Here is a 26,237-nt window from a genome sequence, read left to right as displayed (position 1 = left end):
GGCAGGTATCTAATGAGTAGCGAAATATTAGCACAAGTTAGCTATAGTACAACTTCAAGCACCACTAGAAAAGGTGGAGGACCACTTTTAGTTTTTTCATTAGTCGTGACATTGCTTATGATTGTAAATATTTATTTTTTAATTAAATATTTCATTAATTATCGAAAAAGCATAGATAAAACTCAAAAAGTATTAGGTGAGTATTTAGTTAAAGACTATGTTCAAGGCGCAAGTTTCAAAAATAATTCATTTTTTAATTTCCTAATAATTATTTTTACAATATTAGCTCAGATTTTTGTTTCAGCCATTGCTTTAAAAAGAGCAGCAGCAGAAATAGACCAATTATATGTTCCAGTATTCATTTTTTCATATGAAGTTGCTTTAATTTTATTAGGTTCATTAATAATAGGTTTCTTTGTTTTAAGGTATGTTAAATTCAATTATCCACAATACAAAAGTGATGATGTTGAAATATATAATGAATTAGTTTCTTTAAGAGAACTAAAAAACAATGAATTACAAAAACAATATCCACAAACAATTAGCTTAGACTTAGAAAAACTAAAAGCTTCTAACCTTTTATTACATAACTTATTTAATAAATGAACTAGTTTTTATAACACTATGGAAGGCATTCCTTTCAAAAAACAATACAATATCTTTTTAGATCAATTATTTAAAATTAATTATTTCATTGAGGTAAACACTAACATAGAAAAAACTCAAGAATTAAATAGAGAAGTAGCTGAAGTATATGATTTTAATAATCCAAAATTATCTTTAATTGAACGTGAAGTTTTATGAATGAAACATGCTGATAAAAAGGCTAAAATTTTAAAAGAAACAGAAGAACTTTCAAAAATGTCAAAAGAAGAATTTGATAAAAAATATAGCGAATATGTATATTCTGCTCGTTCAATTGACCCATTATATCAACCAGCATCTCGTAATGCTTGACTGTTTTATCGTGATAGTGAAATTGAAGATCTATTTTATAACACTAATGTAACAATAAATTATTCATTAGATAATCAAAATGAAACTATTGAAAATAGTATGCCTGAGTTTTTAAATCAATATCGTAGTTTTTTAATTTCTAAATTTTTATTAAATATTACTTTAGAGGCTAAAAATGAAAAAAAGAAATAAATTATTAATGTTAATGCCACTATCATTACTAGTAGCTCCAATGATGGTTTCTTGTATTAAAACAGAAAACCTAAAATATTCGCTTTATAACCATTTTAAAACCAAAATTTTAGACAATATAAATGATGTAAATAAATACTTTCCTAATACTAATGACTTAGATATCATTGTCTTAAAAAATGATCTTAATAAATTAATAATTGATTTAAAAGCCAAACGGATTACTGAACAAGAAACTTTTGAAAAACTAAAACAAGAAACTGAGCAAAAATTAACTGAGATCATGAAACGTTTCACAGATTCAAAAACCCAAAAAATTGAAGCTATTGAGGCATATGCTAACAAAGCTAAAGATTTTCAAAAATGAATTTTAAAAAACATTGCCAGAAATACAAAATACGTGTCTATAGTTGATAAAATTGAAACTTATTTTAATAATGAACAAGAACTAAAATTTAATATGAGTTTAGAAGAAATTAATCAAAAAACTCAATCTTTAGAAAATTTAATTATTGAAACAAAGTTAAAAAAAATCGAGATAGATTCAAAAACACCTTAATTCAAGTGGTTTAATAGCCACTTTTTATTTTTTAAAAAAATATTTTAAAAATTATGAAACACCGGTTTAGTTGTTGTATAATTTATAAGTATTTTTAGTATCACTTGAAAAATACCAACCATTAATTTAATTATTTTTAAAAACAAAATTAGAAAGGAAAAATATGCCTACAGTTGCTCAATTAGTTAAACAAGGCCGTAGAGATAAAACCACAAAATCTAAAGCTCCTGCTTTAGGTAAAATGTTTAACTCTTTACATAAGCAAGAAAAAGCAATACCTGCACCATTTAAACGTGGTGTATGTACTCGTGTGGCTACTATGACACCTAAAAAACCTAACTCGGCTATTCGTAAATATGCCCGTGTTAGATTATCAAATGGTCAAGAAGTTACAGCCTACATTCCTGGTGAAGGACACAATTTACAAGAACACTCAGTTGTTTTAATCCGTGGTGGTAAAGTTAAAGACTTACCCGGAGTTAGATATACAATTGTTCGTGGAACACAAGATGCTGCCGGAGTTAACAACAGAAAACAAGCTCGTTCAGTATATGGAACCAAAAAACCAAAAAGTAATTAATTAGAAAGTTAAGAAAGGAAAATTATGTCAAGAAAACATAAAGCACCAGTTAGAGATGTTTTAGCAGATCCAGTGTTTAACTCAAAGATTATTACTAAATTAATAAATACTATTATGTTGGACGGTAAAAAATCTGTTGCTGAAAACATCTTATATAAAGCATTTGAAATTGTAAAAGAAAAAACAAATAAAGACCCAATGGAGGTATTTAATACAGCATTGGAAAACGTAAGCCCTCAACTTGAAGTTCGTTCAAGAAGAGTTGGTGGATCAAACTATCAAGTTCCATGTGAAGTTAGTGCCAAAAGAAAGCAAACACTAGCACTAAGATGATTAATTCAATATTCAAGATTAAGAAATGACAAAACTATGGAAGAAAAGTTAGCACATGAAATTATTGATGCTTCAAATAAAATGGGCGGTGCGATTAAAAAACGTGAAGACACTCATAAAATGGCAGAATCAAATAAAGCGTTTGCTCACTTTAGATGATAATATTTATCATTAATAAAGAATAGGAAAAATTATGTCTAGAGAATATAAATTAGAAGATTATCGTAACATCGGAATTATGGCTCACATCGACGCCGGAAAAACAACAACTACAGAAAGAGTTTTATATCACACAGGTAAGATTCATAAAATTGGTGAAACACATGAAGGTGCTTCACAAATGGACTGAATGTCACAAGAACAAGAACGTGGTATTACTATAACCTCAGCTGCTACAACAGCTTATTGAAAAAATAAAAGATTAAATATCATTGACACTCCAGGACACGTAGACTTCACGATTGAAGTAGAACGTTCATTACGTGTATTAGATGGTGCAGTAACCGTTTTAGATGCACAATCAGGTGTTGAACCACAAACTGAAACAGTTTGAAGACAAGCTACAAATTATCAAGTTCCTAGAATTGTTTATGTTAATAAAATGGACAAATTAGGAGCTAATTTTAAGGCTTCAATTGAATCATTAAGAAAACTATTAGGGGCTAATGCACATCCAATTCAACTAAATATTGGTGAAGAAGCACAATTTAGTGGAATTGTTGACTTAGTTACCATGAAAGCCTATGAATTTGATGGCACAATTGATGAAAACGTTAAAGAAATTGAAATTCCTGCTCATTTAAAAGATGAAGCACAATTATTAAGAGCTTCATTAGCAGAATCACTAGCAGATTTTGATGAAGAAATTATGGAATTACTACTTAGTGAACAAGAAATCTCAGCAGAATTACTTAAAAAAGCAATTAGAAAAGCAACAATTACATCTACTTATTTCCCAGTTGTATGTGGTACATCATTTAAAAATAAGGGTGTTAAATTTATGCTTGATGCTGTTGTTGATTATTTACCTTCACCATTAGACATTCCTGCTATGAAAGCTTATAAAAATGAAGAAGAATTATCAATTCCAGCTTCAGACGAAGGATTTTTCTCTTCATTAGCATTCAAAGTTATGAATGACCCATTTGTTGGAAACCTAACATTCTTCAGAGTTTATAGTGGAGTTATTTCTAAAGGTTCTTATGTCGCTAACTCAACAAAAGGTGAAAAAGAAAGATTAAGCCGTATTCTATTGATGCATGCTAATTCAAGAACTGACATTGATGAAGTTAGAACTGGAGATATAGCAGCAGCAGTTGGACTTAAATATACCACTACAGGAGATACATTAATCGATGACAAACACAAAGACATTGTCTTAGAAAATATGAATTTCCCAGAACCTGTTATTTCTCAAGCAATTGAACCTAAAACTAAGGATGCTTCTGAAAAACTTTCATTAGCTTTACAACGTTTAGGTGCAGAAGATCCTACATTTAAATACTACACCGATGAAGAAACTGGTCAAACAATTATTGCTGGTATGGGTGAATTACACCTTGACATTATTGTTGATAGACTAAAACGTGAGTTCAAAGTTGAAGTAAGTGTTGGGGCACCTCAAGTTTCATACCGTGAAACAATTACCAAAAGTGCTGAAGTTGAAGGAATTCACAAGAAACAATCAGGTGGTAAAGGTCAATATGGTCACGTATGAATTAAATATGAACCTAACCCAGATGGTGGCTTTGAATTCGTTGATAAAATTGTTGGTGGTAAAATTCCTAAAGAATATATTAAATCAATTGAAAAAGGTCTTAGAGAAAAAATGGATATTGGTATTCTTGCTGGTTATCCAATGATCGATATTAAAGCAACTTTATTTGATGGTTCATACCATGAAGTTGACTCTTCAGAATTAGCATATAAAATTGCAGCTTCTAAATCACTTACCAAAGGTCGTGAACAATTAGGTACAGTTTTATTAGAACCTATTATGGATGTTGCTGTAGTTGTTCCTGAAGATTTCTTTGGAGATGTTATGGGTGATATTTCACGTAGAAGAGGGCAAGTTCGTGACAACGAAACCAGAAATGATGGAGCTCATGTTATTAAATCTTACATTCCATTGAGTGAAATGTTTGGTTATGCAACTCAATTAAGATCAATGACTACAGGTCGTGGAACATATCAAATGTGATTTGACCACTATGAAAAATTACCTCGCAATTTAGCAGATGAAATAATTAAAAAACGTGGTGGTAAAGTTTCAGTTGATGAAGATTAATCATTCAAAATAATAATTAAGGTGCAAATGTAAAATTTGCGCTTTTTTTGTATTTTAGGCACTTTTTAGGGCATAATTTCAATAAAACAATCGTTTTTTTTTTTTTTTTCACAAATATGCCAAATTAGTTTACAATTTATGAACTTAGATAAGCAGAATTAGATTTTTATTTGTTCTAAATAAATTTTTAAGTGGATTTTAAGTAAAAAACTCAATTTAGGGAGATAGTATGTCATTTTTTAAGAAAAGAAAAAACAAGATAGCTTTAATCGTAGCAGGTTTTGCTCTTTTAAGTTCTGTTGCAATTGGTTCAGCTTTATATGCAACAAGCCAAAAGAATTCAAACGGAGTTGATTTTAGAAATCCTTATGGTTCTAATCCAAATATTTTTGATAAAGGTGCAGCAGATGTAAACAATGCTAATATTTCGTCATCTGATCAAAAATTACAAGAAGCTCCTAAGCCTCCAGTTACAAAACCTGAAGACACCATTAAACCACCTTTAATAGTGCCTACCCCTACGCCTAAGCCTAATCCAACTCCAAAACCACAACCAAAACCTTCTCCAAATCCTGGAACTCAAAGAATCAAAATAATGATTCATGGTGTAGAAGTTTTAGCAGAAGTAACACCTGCACCTCAAAGAAAATTAGATCAACGTGATATTGATGCTGGAATAACCAACCGTAATCCATATCAAAGTATTATTGTAGGTGATATTAAAAGTATTGAAGTCACAGAAGAACTTAAAAATAAAGTTCGTGACAAATTAATTGATTCACAAGGCTCTGGTCTTAGAACATATTTTCCAGGTTTTATCGACACTATTAATGAAGAAAAAACTAAAGACTTTGATCCAGAGTTATACATTAAACAAAATCCTCTAATTTGACAAAAAATGTTGGATAAATTTAAAAGATTACTAGACAGTCCTAAAATAGCTGATTTCTTAAAACCAGAAGCTAAAGCAGAATATTTAAAACCAAAACAATTTAGTAGTATAAATTTAAAATATGCTTGATTAATTAAAAACTTAGATTATTCAAAATTTACAAAACTAAGTAAAGGTGCTCAAGAAAACCTTAAACAAGGTCTAACTGCATCACCAGACAATGCATACATTAATGAAAACGGAGAACTAGATTCATATACATATTCACCTGCTGATGGATATAACAAAGTTACTTCACGTATGGAAAGAGATAATGCTGAAAGAAGAGTTTTTGGCATTAAAGGTTACTTTGGTAGAAATCCTGGTGATATCGCTAATGGTGAATACAAGGGTTGAAAAAAACAAGATATTACCAACGACCCTAAATTTAAAGATTTCAACATTACTAATGGCGATGGAATAATAATTTCTAAACTAACAAGAGAAGTTCCTGAAAAAGATAAATTAAATGAAGGAATAGTTGTTGAAATCGATGCTGCTAATTTCCAAGGTTATAACAAAACTAAAGGACTTATCGAAGGTCTAAAAGCAAAAAATATTACCATTACAGGTTACCGTATTAAAAATATGGGTAAAAAGGATGTTAATCAAGAATTTAAAGACATTCTAAAAGCATTACCTGATGATTTACCACACTTAGAATTATTCTTTGACCACCGTGCAACTAATACTTCTTCTTTAATTGAACTTGAAAACAAGAGAATTAAAGAACTATCACTATTTACATTAGGAAATTCATTATTAGATAGCTGATCAATTAATCCTTTAGCTTTAAGAAATGTGGAATGAATTAATACAATTGATTACAATGTAAGCTTTGAAAATAAACCTGGTGATGATATTGCAACTAGAATTACATTTAATACTCTTGCTTTTGAAGAATCAGATATTATAAAAGGCTCAACTGATATTTATTCTCGAATTAATAATGGTTTAAGAATGGCATACTATGTTAGAAATAACGAAGGTATTTTCCAAGGTGGATTTGGTTCAGGTCTAAAACCAGACACTAATGAAGGCGGAAATAGTTATGCTACAGGACTAGACTTATCTAGAGCACATTCAATTAGATCTTTAAAAGGTCTAAAATTCTATGACTATATTAAATCTTCAAATAAATCAAGAAAATTAAAATCTCTAAATTTATTTAGTGATAGTAAAAACTATAAAATTAGTGGAGCTGATTTAGATGGAGCACAATTTGATTCAGTAATGGCTTTAGGTGAACCTGGAATGCCAGCAACTAAAATTACTTTTAGCAACGGCCAAATTACACAAGGTGTTGAAATAACAACATCTTCAAAACTAAGCTCATCAGCTTTATCAAATTTAAATGTTTTAGTTAATTTATCTAAAATCTCAAGAAACATCGTTGTTCCTATAGGAGCAAATGATTTAAAAACTCAATTAGAATCAAATGGTTACAGTGTGTCATTTAATAGTGGTGAAAGTAGTTGATTTGATTAAAAAAGGAAATAATATGAACCTAAAAACCAAAAAAACTAAACTACTTCTTAGCTCATTACTAGGAATTAGTGCAATTTCAATACCTTTGTTAACTTTGATTTCTTGTGTTGATAAAACCAAAAATAAAAAAGAAGAGGATAACAACAAGGATAATAACAAAGATAATGAATCAAAAAAAGATGACAACAATAAAACACCTGAAAAAGACAACAATACACCAGATCCTAACCTTAAATATCCTAATAATGAATTTGAAGCAGATATTAACAAAATAAAAGAAAATAACGATTTAGATACATACTTTGAATTTTCTTTTAATCTATCTGCAGGTAGTCATAATAAAAATCAAATTTTTGCTTCAGAATTACAAAGAGATGTTTTACACATTCAATTAAGATTCAAGGATAATGATTTAGATAAAAAAATCGCAACCAGACCTCTTAGAGTAATACTAGAGAATAATGCAAATCAAACAGGAAACGCTAAAATTGTTCTTGAATTAATAAATAAAGATACTAATAAAACTGAAAAAGTAACTTTTGTAATAACTGGTTTAGCTACAAATCCTCTTAATGTTGATAATGAAGGTAAAAAACCAAATGAAGGTTTTAATCAATCTAAAACTGAATTAGAAAAATATTTCGAAAAAAGCCAAAAAGAACGCTTTGAATTTGATAATAACAAATACATGAGCGGCTTAAAAAATTATTTAAGTCAGCAAGGATTTAATTCAATTAAAGATTTAAGACCTAATTTAAATATAACTCAAGCTCAAAAATCCCAATATAATGAATTAGCTGCAAAATTAGGTCAAGAATCGTATGATAATGCTGCAACTAAAGGTTTTAGTTTACCTTCATATAAACCAAGCGGTGAAATTGATGGCCTTGAAATAAAAGATGGCGCAGAAATGCCTAAAAAATCTTCATGATTTGATGAAACATTTTTATCTTCTAATCCAAATCAAATTGATGGACTTGCTAGAGTTATAGTTAATGAACATTATTTGAGAATGGCAATGCAAACATTTTCAATCCAACTTTCTAATTATAAGGATTTTAAAGAAGAAATAACTAAGGCTCAAAAATCAATCGAATATTGAAAAGATCCTAAAAATGAAGCAGAATTTGCCCAATTAATTGCTAATAAAGTTGCTCAATTAGAAGCTCAAAAAGCAGCAGTCACAAAACAATGAGATGAAAAAATTGCTAAGAATAAAGATCCTAATTTAGATTTAGTTAAACTAAAAGAAGAAGAATTAGCTAAATATGATAAAGAAATTGCTTTTTTCAAAAATCATAGTCGTGCTGAAGAAATAAAAATATTAACTAAAAAAATAGAAGAGTACCAAAAAAGAGCAGATGCTAAAAAAGAATCTACAATCGAAGCTGGAACAATGTGAATTTTAGATTATCAAATTGATGAATCTAAAAAAGATGATCCAAATTGATATCCAACAAAGTGATATTTTGGAACTAACTCTCACGTTGCCAAAGCTATAACAAATAACTTAAGTGGTTTTTCAATAACAAAAGTAAGGCCAGACATCCAAGTAGGTCAAAAATTACGTATTTCACAAATGGATGACAATATAGTTACTTACAGTTTTAATAATACTAATGCAATTAGAAAAGTATTTGATGGTATTGATTATTTAAGTTCAAAACCAAGTGAATATTTAACTAGTGCACAAGCTACTAAATTATCAGACGTTGAAGAATTTGCTGATTTTGCTGTTATTGAAATTGATTTTTCAAAAATAAATGACTATTTTGCACTTTCAAATTCTAAAGCGGAACAATCAATTGAAAAAACAGCTGAATTTTTTACAAAATTATCAAAATTAATGACTAATGATTATGCCAACCCTCAAAATCAAAAGAACCATATAAAATTAAGATCAAAATCATATTTACATGATTATGATGCAATTGATTTTACAAAAAGTAAATCAAAAGCTCCTGAAGATTCTTTATATATAATGGGTTGACCTTCTTCAAGACAAGATTATTTTTTAAAACCATATATTGATGATGACCAAAGACAAAATGAATCTAGAAACCATAATAACTATAGTTTATGAATAAATAGTCAATCAAATTACTATGATGCCAAAATTGGTGATCCTTCATATCCTAAGTCTAAACTAGATCGAGGCGAATGATTATCTTATCAACTAGGATACCGTAGTTTTATTGATAAACCAGGAATTTTGGATACATTTATTAACGTACCAAAATTAGGTCAAGATTTCTATTACGTAGATGGCAAAAGATATGTTAATATGGCTTTAGCTTATAGCCCACGTCGTTATGCTCCTATTGGTGGAGCTTCTGGTTCTTCAGTAAGAAACCAAAAGAATGAATTAGTATCAGTATTTTATGGTTCTAATAGTGCTGCTAAAGCAGGACTATCAGTAGCTTTAAGATCAGAAGGTTTTGATTACCAAGGTTTATATGGCAAGTATAATTTACCACAGTATGATTTAATTTACGGTGGTGGTAAAATTCAAAAAAACTCATACAGACAAGCACTAGCCAAATTGTATAGTCAAAATATTAAAACCAATTTATTTAAACAAGGTTTAAAAGACGAATTCATTCCAGAAGAATTCAAATTCCAATAATTATTTATGAGCAGCCACATAAAGGCTGCTTTTAATTTGAACTGTATTATCTAAATATCCAGTCAATAAAAAATTTATATATTATATAAAATTTAAAAATTATGGTAAGATATTAGCGCAATATATTAAGACAGTAACGGCAAAAGCTTAATAAGGTTACCGAGTATGTTTTACTTTTAGATATTGCAATAATAAAACTATAGGAGGAAAAATGAGCGCATTAAGAGATGCTAAAGTTTTAGTTGTTGATGAAATATCTAAAAATTTATCTGAATCAAAAGCTATGTATGTTGTTTCATATAAAACATTAGATGTTGTTTCATTACAAGTAATTCGTAGAGAATTAGCTAAGATTGGCGTTTTGTTAAAAGTTTACAAAAACCGTTTAGTTAAACAAGCTTTACTAAAAACAGAGCATTCTTCATTAAACGATAGTTTGCTAGGACAAAACATTTTTGTTTTTGCAAAAGAAGATGATTTAAATTCACTTAAAACTTTAGTTAAATTCAAAAAACAATTCCCTGCTTTTCAATTAGTAGCTGGAATTTATGAAAATAAAGTAGTTGATGCTAAAGCTTTGGATGAAATATCAAAACTTCCTTCATATGAAGAATCACTTATGATTCTTGGCAATTCATTACTTGCACCAATTAGAAATTTAGCAATTGGTCTAAATGAATTAGTTAAACAAGGAAAAGTATCAGAATAAAATAATATTTTAAATTAAGGAGAAAATTATGGCTAAATTAACAAAAGAAGAATTCGTTTCAGCACTTAAAGAAATGAATATTAAAGAAGTTATGGAATTAGTAGAAGGATTAAAAGAAGAATTTGGAATTGATCCTACTGCTGTTGTAGCTGCTGCTGCGCCTGCTGCAGGAGAAGCTGCTGAAGAAAAAACAGTATTTAACGTTACATTAAAATCAGATGGTGGAAATAAATTAGCAGTTATTAAAGCAGTTAAAGACCTATTAGGCTTAGGGTTAATGGATGCTAAAAAATTAGTTGAATCAGCACCAGTATTACTAAAAGAAAACGTTAAAAAAGAAGAAGCAGAAGAACTTAAAGCAAAACTAGCTGAAGTAAAAGCTGAAGTTGTTTTAGACTAAAAATAATTGAAACAAAAACGGGCTTACTATAAGCCGTTTTTGTGTTTTTATTTATTATATACACACATAATATGCATGCGTATGCGTAAAGAAATTTAAATTTTAAAAATTAAAAATAGATAATGAGGTTAGATATGATGAAAGAATCAAAATACATATTAAGAAAATTTGGACCTATTACAGAACGAAGAGACTATTCAATTAGTCAAAAGAAATTTGAATGTCCTGACTTCTTAGAAATGCAAAGAAAATCAGTTAGAGAGTTTTTAGAAAAAGGCGTTGAAGAGGAACTAAAAAACATATATCCAATTGAAGCACATGGAAAAGTAAGAATTGAATATGTTGAAAAATCTGCCAGATTTGAAATTCCTAACAAACCAGAATTTGATTGCATAAAAGAAGCCAAACAAAAAGGTTCATCATATCAAGGTAAATTAATTGCAAAACTAAAACAAGTAAATGAAAAAACCGGTGAAGTTAATACTGCCGATGTTGTTTTTGCAGAAATCCCAATTATGACTTATGGTGGTTCATTTGTTATAAATGGTTCAGAAAAAGTTATTGTGTCCCAATTAATTCGTTCTACTGGGGCATATTTTGGTGTTGGCGTTAGAAGTAAACAATCAAATGACTTGTTTAATAAAGTTGAAATAATTCCACAAATTGGTTCATGAGTGGAAATATATCACAAACAAAACAAAAACCCTAATTCAACCGAAACTGTTAAGGTACATATTGATAAAAACAAATCATTTCTTTTAACTACTTTTTTAAAAGCTTTAGGTTTTAGTGAAAAAGGTATTAGAAAAATGTTTGGTGATATCCAATTGTTAAATGAAACTTTAAGAAAAGATAAAACAAGTGGTACAACTAATGAAGAAATAACTAAGGATGCTCAAGAAACCATTTATCGTCTAATTAGAAAAGGCGATAGAATGACAGCTGAATCAGTTAGAAACTTAATTCCGCAAACATTGTTTAATGAAAAAAGATACAGTTTAACAGAAACTGGTCGTTTTACTTTAAACCGTAAATTAAACATTGCTGAAAGATTATCAAATTCTTATCTAGCTGAAAACCTTATTGACAAAGAAGGTGAAGTTAAATATGAAAAAGGTTTATTTATCACTTGAGAAATTGCTAGAAAAATTGCCGAAGAATTTAGACTAGGAATTTTACCGTTATGAAAATTACCTGACGTTGATGCTTCTGTTTATGGTGCACAATTACAAATTAAAGGTAATGAAAAGCTTGAAAATCGTTTATATGTTCCGAGAGTATTAATATATGCAACTGAAAACGATTTAAATGAAGATAAAAACAAAGTTCAAGTTTTAGGTAATGATCCTAATGCTGACGAAAGTTTTTTATTAATTCCAGACTTAGTTGGAACCATTTCATATTACTTTAATTTATTATCAAACATCGGTGTTGATGATGACCCTGATTCACTTGTTAATAAAAGAATTGTTACAATTGGTGAATTATTACAAAACCAATTTAGAATCGGTCTAATCAAATTAGAAAAAAACACAAGAGAAAGAATTTCAACCAAAGAAACTACAAAAATTACTCCTAAGAATGTAACAAATAATAAACCAATATTTAATCAATTTAAATCATTCTTTAATACTTCTAAATTATCACAATTTATGGACCAATGTAATCCATTGGCTGAAATTTCTAATAAACGTCGTATCACTTCATTAGGTCCAAGAGGACTTAACCGTGATACTGCACAATTTGAAGTTCGGGACGTGCACTCAACTCACTATGGACGTATTTGTCCAATTGAGACACCAGAAGGACCAAACATTGGGCTTATTTTGAATTTATCATCATTTGCTGATATTGATAAATATGGTTTTATTAAAACTCCATATTTTAGAGTTAAAAACAAAAAAGTTGATTTTTCAAAACCTGAGTATTTAACTGCTATCGAAGAAAATAGCTATGCTTTTGCACAATCAACTGTTAATATCAAAGATGATTGTATTATTGATGACTTAGTAATGGTTCGTCGTGATAATGAATATCTGGAAGTTCCTGCATCAGAAGTTGATTATGTAGGTGTTTCAAGCCGTCAAATGACTTCTATTGCTGCATCTGCAATTCCATTTTTAGAAAATGACGATGCCAACCGGGCACTGATGGGTGCTAACATGCAACGTCAAGCTGTTCCAGTTTTATTTCCAGAAGCACCATTAGTTGCTACAGGAGTTGAATCTGATATTGCTAAATATTCTTCAACAAACATTATTGCTAAATACAATGGAGTTGTTACCTACGTTGATGCTGCAGTTGTTAGAGTTAAAAGAGAAGGCTCAAAAACAATTGATTCATATTATTTAAGAACTTTTGAAAGATCTAACCAAGGAACATTGATTCACCAAATTCCTTTAGTTAAAGTCGGTCAAGAAATCAAAGTTGGGGATTTATTAGTAGATGGTCCTTCAATGAAAGATGGAGAAATGGCACTAGGAAAAAACGTTCTAGTAGGTTTTAGTACATGACATGGTTATAACTATGAAGATGCTGTTATTCTTTCTGAAAGACTAGTTAGAGATGATGTTTATACTTCAATTCATATCGAAGAACAAACTATTCAATTCAGACACTCAAAAGCCGGAGAAGACATTCTAACATCTGAAATACCTAATGTTTCTAACTTCTCAAAACGTTTCTTAGATGAAAATGGAATTGTTAGAGTAGGTTCGGAAGTTTCAGCAGGAGATATATTAGTTGGTAGAACATCGCCGAAAGGTGAAGAAAACCCAACACCTGAAGAAAAACTTATGGCAGCCATTTTTGGTCAAAAAACAGCTTCTAGAAAAGATACATCGCTAAAAGTTAAACACGGTCATAATGGTACTGTTGTTGCAGTTGAAGTTTTAAGTCGTGAATATGGTGATACTTTAGAAGACGGAATTGAAAAAATTGTTAAAGTATCAATCGCTCAAAAAAGAAAAATTAGAGTTGGTGACAAAATGGCTGGACGTCACGGAAACAAAGGTGTTGTTTCAGTTGTGCTACCAGTAGAAGAAATGCCATATCTAGAAGATGGAACACCAATTGATATACTTCTAAATCCACAAGGAGTACCTTCACGGATGAATATTGGTCAAGTTTTAGAATTACACCTAGGTTTAGCTGCACAAAAATTAAACACAAAATTTGTAACACCAATTTTTGATGGTATTACTCATAATCAAATTAAAGAAATTCTAGAAGAAGCTAAAATTGATTCTTCTGGAAAAACCATTGTTTATGATGGAAGAACAGGTGAAAAATTTGATCAACCTATTTCAGTGGGAATAATGTATTATCTAAAGCTATACCACATGGTTGATGATAAGATGCATGCCCGTTCAGTTGGTCCATACTCACTAATAACTCAACAACCATTAGGAGGAAAATCTCAAAATGGTGGTCAAAGATTTGGAGAAATGGAAACTTGAGCAATTGAATCATATGGAGCATCAAATTTATTACAAGAATTATTAACGTATAAATCTGATGACATAAAGGGTCGTAATCAACTTTATAATTCGTTAGCAAGAAAAACAAAACTACCAAAACCAGGTATGCCCGAATCATTTAATGTTTTAGCATATGAATTAAGAGGACTTGGTATTAAATTCGAAACACATGATAGTTCTAGTGATTATGAAAATCTAGAATTAGAAAGAGTTGACACTAAATATCAACAAGATTGAGATGGGGGTGCTGAATAATGAAAAATAATTTCAAATATGATTCATTAGATGAATCAAAAATTGCAAAAATTTCTTTATCTTTGGCAACACCAGAAGATGTGGAGAGCTGATCACACGGTGAGGTTACTAAACCTGAAACCATTAACTATAAATCATATAAACCAGAACGTGGCGGTTTATTTGACGAAATTATTTTTGGACCAATGATTGATTATCGTTGTCCAGTTTGTGGCCACAAATGAAAGAAAATAAACGAAGGTTCATACTGCACAAGAACAGATTTATGTAAACAAGAAAAAGTTCAAATTTTACCTAAAATAGCACGTAGAAATCATATGGGGCACATTAAATTAAATAGCCCTGTTGTTCATTTTTGATATTTTAAGGTTGACCATTCAATTTTATATAAACTACTAGGTTTAAGAATTCATGGTTCTGGTACTGTTAGACGTGAAGAATTAGAAAATTTAATTTATTACAAAAATCATATTGTTGTAGAAGATGGTGGTCTAAAATCATTACCTAAAAACCTAATTATTGAAATTAATGATGCTGGTACTATTTATCGAAATGCACTAGAAGAATTACTTGAAAGATTTGATTCTAAAAACGAGGATGACAAAGAAGCCTATGAAGATATTCAAAATACAATTAGTGAATTAGTTGAAAAAGCTACTTCAAAAATTGGTCAAGAATATGGAATTGACTTTTATGAGTTAAACGAAGTAATTGAACACTACTCAAGTGCAAAAATTATGACAGGTGCACTAGCAATTGAATATTTATTAAAAAATCTTGATTTACAAGCTGAAAAAGCTTTCGTTTCAAATCAAATTAAAGAACTGAATAAACAAGAAGCAAATAATCCTGATAAATTTGCAACTACTACTAAACTAAATCGTGAAAAACTATATAAGAGATTACAAGTAATTAATGCTTTTATAGAATCAAAACAATCACCAACAAATATGTTGATTTATAACTTACCAGTTATTCCAGCTGATTTAAGACCTTTAATTCAACTAGATGGTGGTAGACACTCAACTTCTGACATTAATGAACTTTATCGTAGAGTTATTATTAGAAATAATCGTCTACAACAATGACAAGAAAAAGATGCTCCTAGATTAGTTATTCAAAATGAACTTCGGATGATTCAAGAGGCAGTTGACGCTTTAATTGATAACCAAAGAAGAACCCCTAATCCAGTTTTATCTAAAGATAACCGTCCATTTAAATCTATTTCAGATGCTTTAACCGGTAAAAAAGGTCGTTTTAGACAAAACTTACTTGGAAAACGTGTTGATTATTCAGGTCGTTCAGTTATTGTTGTTGGTCCTAATTTGAAAATGCACCAATGTGGTATTCCTCGTGAAATGGCAGCTAAATTATTCGAGCCTTGAATAATTGCTCGTTTAATTGAAAAAGAAGTTGCAACTACAATCAAAAATGCTAAAAAAATTATTGAAGATCAAAATCCAATCATATGACCTCATGTGGCTGAAGCCATTAAAGGAAGATTAGTATTATTAAACCGTGCTCCTACATTGCACCGTTTATCAATTCAAGCTTTTGAGCCAGTTTTAGTACGTGGTAAAGCAATTAGATTACATCCATTAGTATGTACTCCTTTTAATGCTGACTTCGATGGTGACCAAATGGCAGTTCACGTTCCTATTTCGGAACAAGCTTTATTAGAAAGCCGTGAATTAATGCTTGCTAATAAAAACATTTTAGGTCCTAAAGATGGTGAACCTATTATTAATCCTTCACAGGATATGATTTTAGGTCTATATTATCTAACTTTAGAAGATAAAAACGCTAAAGGCGAGGGTAGAGTGTTTGATAATTTTGAACACTTAATGCGTGCTTTGGAATCCAAATCAATAGACTTGCATGCTCGTGTAGCAATGCCAGCTGAAGAAGTTAAAGACTTAAAAATCTTTAACCAATTTTCTTCAAACACTTCAAGTCAAAGATATGTGATTTCAACTGTTGGAAAATTTATTTTTAATAATATTTTCCCTAAGGATTTTCCATTTATCTATGATAACAAAGTAACCAAAGCAGTTAGCTTAGAAGAATATCAAAAAGATTTTAATAATAAATATGTAATTGAAGCTGGTACTAATATTCCAGAATATATTAAAACATTAGAATTGCAAGAGGCATTTAACAAAAAAAATATTGCCAAAACAATTCGTTATATGTTTGATAAATATGTAGCAACAATTAGTATCGCTAATGTGGCTAGTGTAATTGACAAAATTAATGAATTAGCTGATTCTGATATCATTGTTGAACTTTTAAGATTAAATACATACAAAAAAACTCCATTAGATTTATCTCATGCTAATTTATTAGCTGAATTCATTCTTGAAGAAAAACAAAAAATAGTTCAATCATCAGCTGAAAGAACAGCAGATAATTACGTTCCATTTAGTGCTAAAGAAAAAGCCAAAATTTTAGATGCTGTTTGATTTAGATATACAAACTTTGTTGCTTCTATTTTAGATGATATAAAACAACTAGGATTTGATTATTCAACTACTTCAGGAATTTCAATTTCATTTTCAGATATTCTTGAAACTCACAAGAAAAAAGAATATATCCAAGAAGGTGATGAATACATTAAGGAACTAAAAGATTTCTATAATCTTGGATATATTACTGATGATGATAGATATTCATTAACCATCAAAAAATGAGCTGAAATAAAAGAAAAAATCCAAGAAGAACTACAAACAATAATTAAAGAAAATCCTAAGAATTCAATTATAACCATGATTAATTCAGGTGCTCGTGGTAACATTGCTAACTATGTACAATTAGCCGGTATGCGTGGGCTAATGGCAAATAATACCAAAACCACTAAAGCCGATGCTAAAAACGATCGTGTAGTTCGTTCAACAGTTGAAGTTCCAGTTAAATCTTCATTTATTGAAGGTTTAACAGCATTCGAATTCTATTCATCAACACACGGTGCTAGAAAAGGTCTAACTGATACTGCTCTTAATACAGCTAAATCAGGTTATTTAACTAGAAGATTAGTAGACGTGGCACAAAATATTGTTGTAAGAGAAGAAAACTGTGGTTCTGAATATGGTTACATTGCTCAAAATATAATTGACACCAAGAATAACCAAATAATTGTTTCTTTAAAGGAAAGAATTGTAGGTAGATTTTCAAATAAACCAATTTATAACCGTAACGGTAGAAGAATCTGTGATCGAAATGAATTAATTACTTCAAAAATAGCTCAAGAAATAATTGATGATGAAATTAATGAAGTAGAAATTAGATCTATTCTAGGATGTAATACACGTAATGGTGTATGTAAGATGTGTTTTGGACACGACCTTGCTACAAACCGCGTTGTTAACACAGGTGAAGCAGTTGGAATAATCGCTGCACAATCAATCGGTGAACCTGGAACACAGCTAACAATGCGTACATTCCATACTGGTGGTGTTGCAGGTGTAGAAGATATTACCGGTGGTTTTACTAGATTAATTGAATTAATCGATGCTCACGAGCAACCTTGAGGAAGACCAGCTGTTATTTCTCCTTATGAAGGGATAGTTAAAAAGATTGAAAAACTTGATAATGATAATACTCAAATTACAATTGAAACACTAAATGTAGAAAACGATAAAGTAGATAAGAAGATTATTGTTAAATCTTCACAAAAACTAAGAATTGAACAAAAAATGCCAATTAAGATTGGTCAAAAAATAACTGAAGGACCGATAATTTTAAAAGAATTATTAGCCTTAACTGATGTTATAACTGTTCAAAACTATCTACTTAAAGAAATTCAAAGAATTTATAGAATTCAAGGTATTGCAATTAGTGATAAATATATTGAAATTATCATTAGACAAATGATGTCTAAAATTGTAATTAGTGACCCAGGGGATTCAAAATTCTTTGCAGGAGCTATTGTTGATATCTTTGATTATCAAGAAGAAAACAGTTTATTACTATCTGAATCTAAGAAACCTGCATTTGGTAGTGTGGTTATCAAGGGTGCAAAACAAGTTCCTTTATTATCAGATTCATTCTTATCTGCTGCTTCTTATCAAGAAACTTCTAAAATTCTTGTTAATGCTGCAATATCTTCAAGAACTGACAACTTAACAGGTCTAAAAGAAAATATTATTGTTGGTAAGAAAATTCCTTCAGGAACTGCCCTAAGTTCATTTGAAGAGTATTCAAAATATGAAATTAAACCATCAATTAAATACTTTACTACTTTTAGTGATGATGAACTAGAGCTAGATCAAAACCCTAGCGCTGAAAATGAAATCGATATTGATGCTTTAACACAAGAATATATTGAAGATTCGCAACATGTTACCGAAATCGAAGATGAAGAAAACCCAGAACTAGAAGAAATGTTTGAAGAAACTGAATCAGAAGATTTAGAAGAAAACGATTTCGAATAATAATTACTTAAATATAAAACACCAATCCTTAAATTTCAAGGTTTGGTGTATTTTTATACTAAAATAATAGTTATATATAAATAAAAGGTCTTTAGTATGAATAAAACAAAATTAGCAATTATTTTAGGCACAGTTTTAGGTTCAACATTTGTTATAGGCCTAAGTGCATTAGTTACGTATTATGCCTCTCGTCCTGTTAATATTAAAAAAAATGTATATCCGCATATTAATATAAAAGAGCATGAAGAACAAGCGGCCAAAAATTATGATCCTAATATCGATGATCAAAATACAGCACTTATTAAATATGTAAATAAAGTTATTAATGTTTTAAATGTAGGTTTAGAGAATTTTCCGAAGCAAAAAAATAAACAAAAATATGAAATTGCAAAATCATATTTTCAAAAAGCAATTAAATTAGCAAATAATGCTAACCAAATTTTAGAAAATGCTATTAAAAAAATCAAAAACAATAATGAAAAGGAAGCAAACTATATTAAGCTTCAAACTAAATTAAAAGAAACATTAGCTAAAGCAAATGAACAACTAGAAATATTAACTAAAGAGAAGTTCGAATAAAAAGCAGCCATATTATTTGATAGCTGCTTTTTATGTATTGTTCAATTATTTTGTATAGATATTTTATTTCTTAAAATCTATGTTAGATAAATTTATTTCTTTTGTGTTTTCTTCTATTGCCCGAAGATTTAGTTTATAAGATTGCTCATTAGCAATTTGAGTTTTAAGTTTTAGACGTCTAGAATATATAGTTGATATAGCAGGAGCTTGGTCTCCAAAAACTTCTTTTACTCATTCTTTAAAAGGAAGGTAATTTGGATTACCTTCATTATTTTTTTTATATTCTTGAAATTGCCTATCTAAAGACACAAAAAACTCATCTGTGTATTTTTGGCTATTTAAACTTCCATTATTACCATGGCTAACGTTTACATAATTCTCACCTTTAGCATAAGCTGCTTTAATTTTGTTTCGAGTTCTAGTAATTGTTTTGGTTGAAACATTTAGTTTATCAGCAAGTCATTGATTAGTTTCAAATCAATTTGATTCAATAAAAGTTATTCTTTCGGCTTTTATCTTAGCAAAAGAAGTATTTGTATAAGCTTTTTCATTATTATTTTTGTCCATACTTATTTCTCCTATTTAATTAATGATAATAAAAAAGGACTAATTGTTTTGAATTTATATATTTTATAAGCAATATTTTTCTTCATTTAGACCTTTTTAGGCTCGCTTTTAGAATATAGAGATATAAAACTAGTTTTAAATTATAATTTTAATTATAAATTTAATCACTTATTATGGAGAAAGCAAGTATGAACAATAAAAAAGAGAGTCAAAGAAAAGAATTATTTAGTGCGATTTGAAAAATAGCAGAAGATTTAAGAAACAATATAGATGGTTGAGAGTTTAAAAATTATGTTTTAGGCTTTTTGTTTTATCGTTATATTTCAGAAAGAATGATAAAAAGAATTGAAGAAATGGATGCTAGTCTTTCTTATGTAGACTGGGAAGATAAAGATGTTATAGAAAGTACTAAAAAAGAAATAATTGAAACTAATGGATATTTTATTAAACCAAGCCACTTGTTTCAAAACGTTGTAAAATCAAAAAACGATGAAAACTTAAACGAAATTATTTCAGAAGCTTTCAAGGATATAGAATCAAGTTCAAAAGGCCAAAGTTCAGAAGAAGATTTTAAGGACTTGTTTGCTGATATTCAAATTAATAATCCAAAACTAGGTTCAAACCCTCAAGAAAGAAACAAAATCTTTAAAAAGATTCTACAAAATATAGCCTCAATTAATTTTGGAGATATTCAAAATAATGAAATTGATGTTTTTGGAGATGCATATGAATTTTTAATAGGTATGTATGCTAAAAATGCAGGCAAGTCGGGGGGGAGTACTTCACACCACAAGAAGTTAGTGAATTATTAGCTAGACTGACTTTAATTGATTTTAATTCGGAATTAAAAACTGATAAAATTGAAATAAATAAGATCTACGACCCAGCTTGTGGATCTGGTTCTTTGTTATTAAAATTTGCTAAAATATTGGGACCAAATAAAATCAAAACAGGTTTTTATGGCCAAAAGAAAAATTCAACAACATATAACTTAGCTAGAATAAATATGTTTTTACATAATGTTAGTTATGAGAAATTCAATATTAAAAGAGGTGACACATTACTAGAGCCTCTTCACCAGGATTTGAAGCCATTTGATGCTATAGTTTCTAATCCTCCCTATTCAGTTAGCTGAGAAGGTAAAAAGAATCCACTTTTATCATCTGATGAAAGATATGCACCAGCAGGAGTATTGGCACCTGATTCTAAGGGCGATTATGCTTTTATTATGCACATTATCGATCATTTATCTTCATCCGGAACAGCTGCGGTAGTTGAATTTCCAGGAATATTGTATAGAACTGGAGCGGAACAAAAAATAAGAAAGTATTTAGTTGAAGAAAATTTCATAGATTCTATAATTCAATTACCTCAAGATTTATTTTTTTGGAAATTCAATTTCAACATGCATTGTTGTATTTAGAAAAAATAAAGCAAACAACCAAAACATTTTATTTGTTGATGCTAGCGAAGAATTTATTAGAATTGATAGTAAAAATAAATTAACAAATGAAAATATTTCTAACATAATAGATGCCGTTAGACATAAGAAAGAAATACCACATTTTTCTAAATTGATTAATAAGGCAGAAGTAGTTCAAAATAATTACAATTTATCAGTTAATCAATATGTTGAACAAAAGGATAATAAAGAGATTATTGATATAAAAGTATTAAATGAAGAAATTAAAGTAGTATCTTTAAAAGTTAACAATTTAAGAGAACAAATTGACAAAATAATTAAAGAGTTGGATGAAAAATAGTATATGAAATATCAAATAACTCATAAAGACATATTTGAAATTTTTAAAATCTTAACAGAAGACACACAATCATTAAAAATTAATGAAAATTGCATAGTTGATACTTGAGAAAATATTAAATTGTTAACAAAAGAACAATTAGATAAGATTTTAAAATATTTTATTAACAAATTTCAGTTTTGTTATAAAGAAAATGTTTTTAATTTAATTTTAAAGCAATCTATAAAAAGTAAAAGAACTTTTTTAAATTGTTTGGTATTCCAATGCAATTAAAAAAAGATCAAATACGCTACTTATTAGATCAGTTAATAAAACAATCATCTACTTTAAACAATGAATTATGAAAAGAAGAAATAAAACAAGCTGCAAATAATCAAAAAATAATGGTTGAAGACATATATCAAGATTTAATAAACTGCAATAATCAAGAATCTTGAATTGGATTATTAATTTTAATGGTTTCTACTATTGAGGTTCAAATCGAAAGATTAATTATTATTGGTATTAAATGAAAAAAATTTCTTAGTGAAATTGAAGAAAATAATATAAGAGAAGATAGCGAGGAATGAACTGAAAAATATTTTAATACTATTTTTGAAAAGGATAAAAAATGACAAGATAGAAAATTTGGAAGAGAAATTTTTAATTTTAATTGAATGAAAAAATTAAAGAAAAAATATTATGAAATTTATGGTAAAAAATTAAAGGAAGAGGATGAATTTTCAAAAAAATATAAATATGTAAGAAATGCACTAGTGCATTCTCCACATGGAATAGAAATTGATTATGATAAAAGAGAAATTAAGTTCTATTATTACAATGAAAAAGTAAATAAAGAAGAATGAAAAAAAATAAAGATAATCGATTTTAAAAATAATATTAATAATTTTTTAGATTGTATTTCCGATGTTGAAATTAGGATGGATAATTAGATGAAAAAAAATAATACAGAAAAAAATGAATACATACTTTTTAAAGATATTTGTTATTTAAAAAAAGGAACTCAACTGAATCGCTCTTTATTTAAAGATGAATATAAATATCCTGTTTATAATGGTGGGGTGGTGGAATCGGGTTTTTATAAAGATTATAATACTAAAAAAAACAAGATAGTAATTTGTCAGGGTGGTTCAGCCGGGCATGTAAACTTTATAACAGAAAATTTTTGAGCCGGAGCACATTTATACATTGTTGAAATGAATAGTAAAGCCAATTTTAATTACAAATTTTTGTATTACTTCTTAAAAAATAATCAAAGAAAATTAATTAGTTCTAAATATGGAGCTGGAATTCCTGCACTAGCTAAATCTGATATTGAAAATTTAAAAATTCCTAATATGCCTTTGGAAAAACAAGATAAAATTGTCAAAATTCTTGACAATTTCACTACACTTAAAGCGGAGCTGAAAGCGGAGCTGAAAGCGGAGTTAAAAGCGAGGGAAAAGCAATATCAATTTTATTTAGACTATTTATTAAATAACAAAAAAACAACTAACTATTTGCACCAAATCTGCAATGTGGATAGAAAAATTAATAATTGACCATTCAATAAAAATAATCTCGTGCGAAAGTTTAAACATACATCGGCAAAAAACGTAAAATCTATACAACAAAATGAGAAGGGTGACATTGCATTATCAACTACCAGTAGTGAATTTTCATATACATGCATCGATAATGTTAAAACAAAAAACTTAATCAACAACTCTGAAGTAATTTTTGTACCATCAGGGGGCGAAGCTAATATAAAATATTGAAACGGAAAATTCATAGATAGTGGAAATATATTGCTTTTAAAGAAAGATAATTCATTAAACTTAAAATTTATTTTTTATTTTTTAGTTAGCAATAAAAAAAGATTGTCAAGTTTTTATCGAGGGGCTGGTATTAAGCATCCTGATATGATTTCTTTAATGAATTTGCAAGTTCCTATTTTGCCCATAAAAGTCCAAAACGAAATAGTGAATATTTTAGATAAATTTAATGCTTATACAAATGATACAACTCAGGGATTACTAAAAGAAATAGAATTAAGAGAAAAACAATATCAATACTATTTAAATAAACTAATGAATTTAAAATAAATTGAAAATATAGAAAGGTATAAAAATTGACTGAAGCAAAAATAATACTAGAAAATGATTTAGACACTATTGTTTATGAATTTAAAAGGCAAAATAAATCAACAAATCTTGTATCTTCTGAAAGTGAGAGTGCTCTTGAAGAACGTTTTATTGATAAGCTTAAAGCTCAAGGATATGAATATTTAAAAATTCATAATTTTGACGATTTAGAAAAAAACCTTAAAGTACAACTAGAAAAATTGAATAATTACAAATTTTCTGAGGATGAATGGGAAAACATAAAGAATGATTATTTGTTTAGAAAACAAGACAAACTTATTAATAAAACGGAAAGAGTTCAAAAAAATCATATATATGATTTGGTAACAGATGCTGGTTCAATTAAAAACATTAAAATAATAGATAAACAAAACTGGTCTAATAATACAGTTCAAGTTATTAATCAATTTAAAACTAATAATTTAGTTAATAGAAATAGATATGATGTAACTATCTTAATTAATGGACTTCCATTAGTTCATATAGAACTAAAAAGAAGGGGTGTTTCGTTAAAAGAGGCATTCAATCAAATATCAAGATATAAAGATGAAAGCTTTTCAAGTGACAATAAAATTTTTGATTATGTTCAAATTTTTGTCATTTCTAATGGTACTCAAACAAAATATTATGCTAATACAACTAGGCTAGATGCGTATAAAACAAAAATTAGCGATGATAGCACACTAAGAAAGCAAAAGAATTTTTTTCAATTCACTTCATTTTGAACAGATCTGCAAAATAACCATATTGAAGATTTAATGGATTTTTCCGAAACATTTTTTAGAAAGAAAACACTTCTAAATATAATCACAAAATATTGTATTTTTAATTCGCAAGAGCAACTATTGGTTATGCGTCCATATCAAATTGCTGCTACCGAAAAAATTATTCAAAGAGTTAATTATGCTATAAATAACCCATCTGAATTTGGACACTCAAAATCTGGTGGTTTTATTTGACATACAACTGGTTCAGGTAAAACTCTAACTTCTTTTAAAACTGCAACTTTATTAAGAAATTTAGATGAAATAGATAAAGTTTTATTTGTAGTTGATAGGCGAGATTTAGATTATCAAACTATGACTGAATATGAAAAATTCGAAAAAGGATCAGCTGCTTCAAATTTAACTACTAATATATTAGCTAATCAACTAAAAAATAATGAAGATAAAATCATTATTACTACCATTAATAAATTAAGCAACTTTTGTTCAATGGAAAAAAATAGTGAAGTTTTCAATAAAAAAGTAGTAATGATTTTTGATGAGTGTCACCGCTCACAATTTGGTAAATTTCACAAAAATATTACTTCGAAATTTAAAAAATATTTAATTTTTGGGTTTACCGGAACACCTATCTTTGTTGAAAACGCACAGACTTATATTAAGTCTTTAAAAAACCAAGGTTTAAAAGTTCAATCTGAAATATCTAAAACAACAAGTGAAGTTTTTGGTCCAGAATTGCACAAGTATACAATAATTGACGCAATCAGAGATGAGAACGTTTTGAAATTTAAAATGAATACTTTAAATACCTTTAGTCATAAAGAAAATATAAAGGATAAAATGGTTAGCTCTATAGATGCTAATAGTGTTTTTGTAGATCCTAAAAGAATTAAGCAAATCAGTGAATACATTTTAGCAAATTACAACCGATTAACCAAACGTGAAGTGCATAAAACAGGTTTTTATGAAGTTTTTAATAATGACAATCTTTGTTATGGAAAAACCAGTGAAATAACTAAACCAGAAGCCAAACATATCAAAGGCTTTAATTCAATTTTAGCTACCAGAAATATTGAATCAGCAAAAAAATATTATGAAGCATTTAAAAAATTACAAGAACATAAAAATAAACATATCCCCTATTAGTGGACTACCACAAATGGAGGATATGTTTTTTATTATGAAAAAATATAAGACAAGAATATTTTTATACAAGTTGTGTATGAGAGTGCTTACTGGAGAAAAAATTCCAGA

The 26,237-nt window shown here is 28.6% G+C and carries 18 protein-coding genes and 1 pseudogene; 18 read left to right on the top strand and 1 reads right to left on the bottom strand.

Going from position 1 to position 26,237, the window contains the following annotated elements; translation table 4 throughout:
- The first annotated feature begins 12 nt into the window (after nt 1-12).
- The 12 genes from OF364_RS00100 to OF364_RS00045 all read left to right on the top strand — a co-directional run bounded on the left by OF364_RS00100 (nt 13) and on the right by OF364_RS00045 (nt 19,805).
- Nucleotides 13-1,149 carry an ABC transporter permease gene (locus tag OF364_RS00100; RefSeq protein WP_205851341.1) on the top strand — a complete coding sequence of 379 codons (1,137 nt, stop codon included), beginning with the start codon at nt 13-15 and terminating at the stop codon, nt 1,147-1,149.
- Nucleotides 1,133-1,708: a hypothetical protein gene (locus tag OF364_RS00095; RefSeq protein WP_205851342.1), complete on the top strand. Its 576-nt coding sequence runs from the start codon at nt 1,133-1,135 to the stop codon at nt 1,706-1,708. Before OF364_RS00100 ends, OF364_RS00095 begins: the two co-directional genes overlap by 17 nt.
- A gap of 163 nt (nt 1,709-1,871) precedes the next feature.
- On the top strand, nt 1,872-2,288 hold the full coding sequence (gene rpsL, locus OF364_RS00090; protein ID WP_205851343.1) for a 30S ribosomal protein S12: 417 nt from the start codon (nt 1,872-1,874) through the stop codon (nt 2,286-2,288).
- Nucleotides 2,289-2,312: 24 nt separating this feature from the next.
- A complete protein-coding gene (rpsG, locus tag OF364_RS00085; protein WP_205851344.1) occupies nt 2,313-2,783 on the top strand; it encodes a 30S ribosomal protein S7 in 471 nt (156 codons plus the stop codon).
- A 31-nt stretch (nt 2,784-2,814) separates the two neighbouring features.
- Nucleotides 2,815-4,908 carry an elongation factor G gene (fusA, locus tag OF364_RS00080; protein WP_205851345.1) on the top strand — a complete coding sequence of 698 codons (2,094 nt, stop codon included), beginning with the start codon at nt 2,815-2,817 and terminating at the stop codon, nt 4,906-4,908.
- 229 nt (nt 4,909-5,137) lie between these two features.
- Complete coding sequence (locus OF364_RS00075; RefSeq protein WP_205851346.1) at nt 5,138-7,327, top strand: putative immunoglobulin-blocking virulence protein; 2,190 nt, start codon at nt 5,138-5,140, stop codon at nt 7,325-7,327.
- Nucleotides 7,278-9,953 (top strand): Ig-specific serine endopeptidase MIP, encoded by a 2,676-nt coding sequence (mip, locus tag OF364_RS00070; RefSeq protein ID WP_263773880.1) that lies wholly within the window; start codon nt 7,278-7,280, stop codon nt 9,951-9,953. Before OF364_RS00075 ends, mip begins: the two co-directional genes overlap by 50 nt.
- Before the next feature lie 211 nt (nt 9,954-10,164).
- Nucleotides 10,165-10,662 (top strand): 50S ribosomal protein L10, encoded by a 498-nt coding sequence (gene rplJ, locus OF364_RS00065; RefSeq protein ID WP_205851348.1) that lies wholly within the window; start codon nt 10,165-10,167, stop codon nt 10,660-10,662.
- Nucleotides 10,663-10,690: 28 nt separating this feature from the next.
- Complete coding sequence (gene rplL / locus OF364_RS00060) at nt 10,691-11,062, top strand: 50S ribosomal protein L7/L12 (RefSeq protein WP_205851349.1); 372 nt, start codon at nt 10,691-10,693, stop codon at nt 11,060-11,062.
- A 137-nt stretch (nt 11,063-11,199) separates the two neighbouring features.
- Nucleotides 11,200-14,796: a DNA-directed RNA polymerase subunit beta gene (gene rpoB, locus OF364_RS00055; RefSeq protein WP_404824615.1), complete on the top strand. Its 3,597-nt coding sequence runs from the start codon at nt 11,200-11,202 to the stop codon at nt 14,794-14,796.
- Nucleotides 14,796-19,226, top strand: coding sequence for a DNA-directed RNA polymerase subunit beta' (gene rpoC, locus OF364_RS00050; RefSeq protein ID WP_263773879.1), 4,431 nt, complete (start codon nt 14,796-14,798; stop codon nt 19,224-19,226). Before rpoB ends, rpoC begins: the two co-directional genes overlap by 1 nt.
- A gap of 96 nt (nt 19,227-19,322) precedes the next feature.
- Entirely contained in the window at nt 19,323-19,805 is a 483-nt protein-coding gene (locus OF364_RS00045; RefSeq protein ID WP_263773878.1) for a hypothetical protein, read from the top strand.
- A gap of 63 nt (nt 19,806-19,868) precedes the next feature.
- Here the strand turns inward: OF364_RS00045 and OF364_RS00040 are convergent, their stop codons facing one another.
- Entirely contained in the window at nt 19,869-20,372 is a 504-nt protein-coding gene (locus OF364_RS00040) for a hypothetical protein (RefSeq protein WP_263773877.1), read from the bottom strand.
- A 173-nt stretch (nt 20,373-20,545) separates the two neighbouring features.
- Here OF364_RS00040 and OF364_RS03055 point away from each other — a divergent pair.
- The 6 genes and pseudogenes from OF364_RS03055 to OF364_RS00005 all read left to right on the top strand — a co-directional run bounded on the left by OF364_RS03055 (nt 20,546) and on the right by OF364_RS00005 (nt 26,129).
- Nucleotides 20,546-21,795, top strand: a pseudogene (locus tag OF364_RS03055) (type I restriction-modification system subunit M).
- Nucleotides 21,749-22,135 carry an N-6 DNA methylase gene (locus OF364_RS00025; RefSeq protein WP_318529862.1) on the top strand — a complete coding sequence of 129 codons (387 nt, stop codon included), beginning with the start codon at nt 21,749-21,751 and terminating at the stop codon, nt 22,133-22,135. The pseudogene OF364_RS03055 and the gene OF364_RS00025 overlap by 47 nt, the downstream one beginning before the upstream one ends.
- Nucleotides 22,136-22,138: 3 nt before the next feature.
- Nucleotides 22,139-22,408, top strand: coding sequence for a hypothetical protein (locus OF364_RS00020; RefSeq protein ID WP_263773876.1), 270 nt, complete (start codon nt 22,139-22,141; stop codon nt 22,406-22,408).
- Entirely contained in the window at nt 22,399-23,067 is a 669-nt protein-coding gene (locus tag OF364_RS00015; protein ID WP_263773875.1) for a hypothetical protein, read from the top strand. Before OF364_RS00020 ends, OF364_RS00015 begins: the two co-directional genes overlap by 10 nt.
- Nucleotides 23,068-24,219, top strand: coding sequence for a restriction endonuclease subunit S (locus tag OF364_RS00010; protein WP_263773874.1), 1,152 nt, complete (start codon nt 23,068-23,070; stop codon nt 24,217-24,219).
- Nucleotides 24,220-24,245: 26 nt separating this feature from the next.
- A complete protein-coding gene (locus OF364_RS00005; RefSeq protein WP_263773872.1) occupies nt 24,246-26,129 on the top strand; it encodes an HsdR family type I site-specific deoxyribonuclease in 1,884 nt (627 codons plus the stop codon).
- Nucleotides 26,130-26,237: the final 108 nt, after the last annotated feature.

This window comes from Mycoplasma enhydrae, from assembly GCF_025779955.1.
Taxonomy (GTDB): Bacteria; Bacillota_I; Bacilli_A; order Mycoplasmatales; family Metamycoplasmataceae; genus Metamycoplasma; species Metamycoplasma enhydrae.
This window is presented reverse-complemented; position numbering and strand designations above follow the sequence as displayed.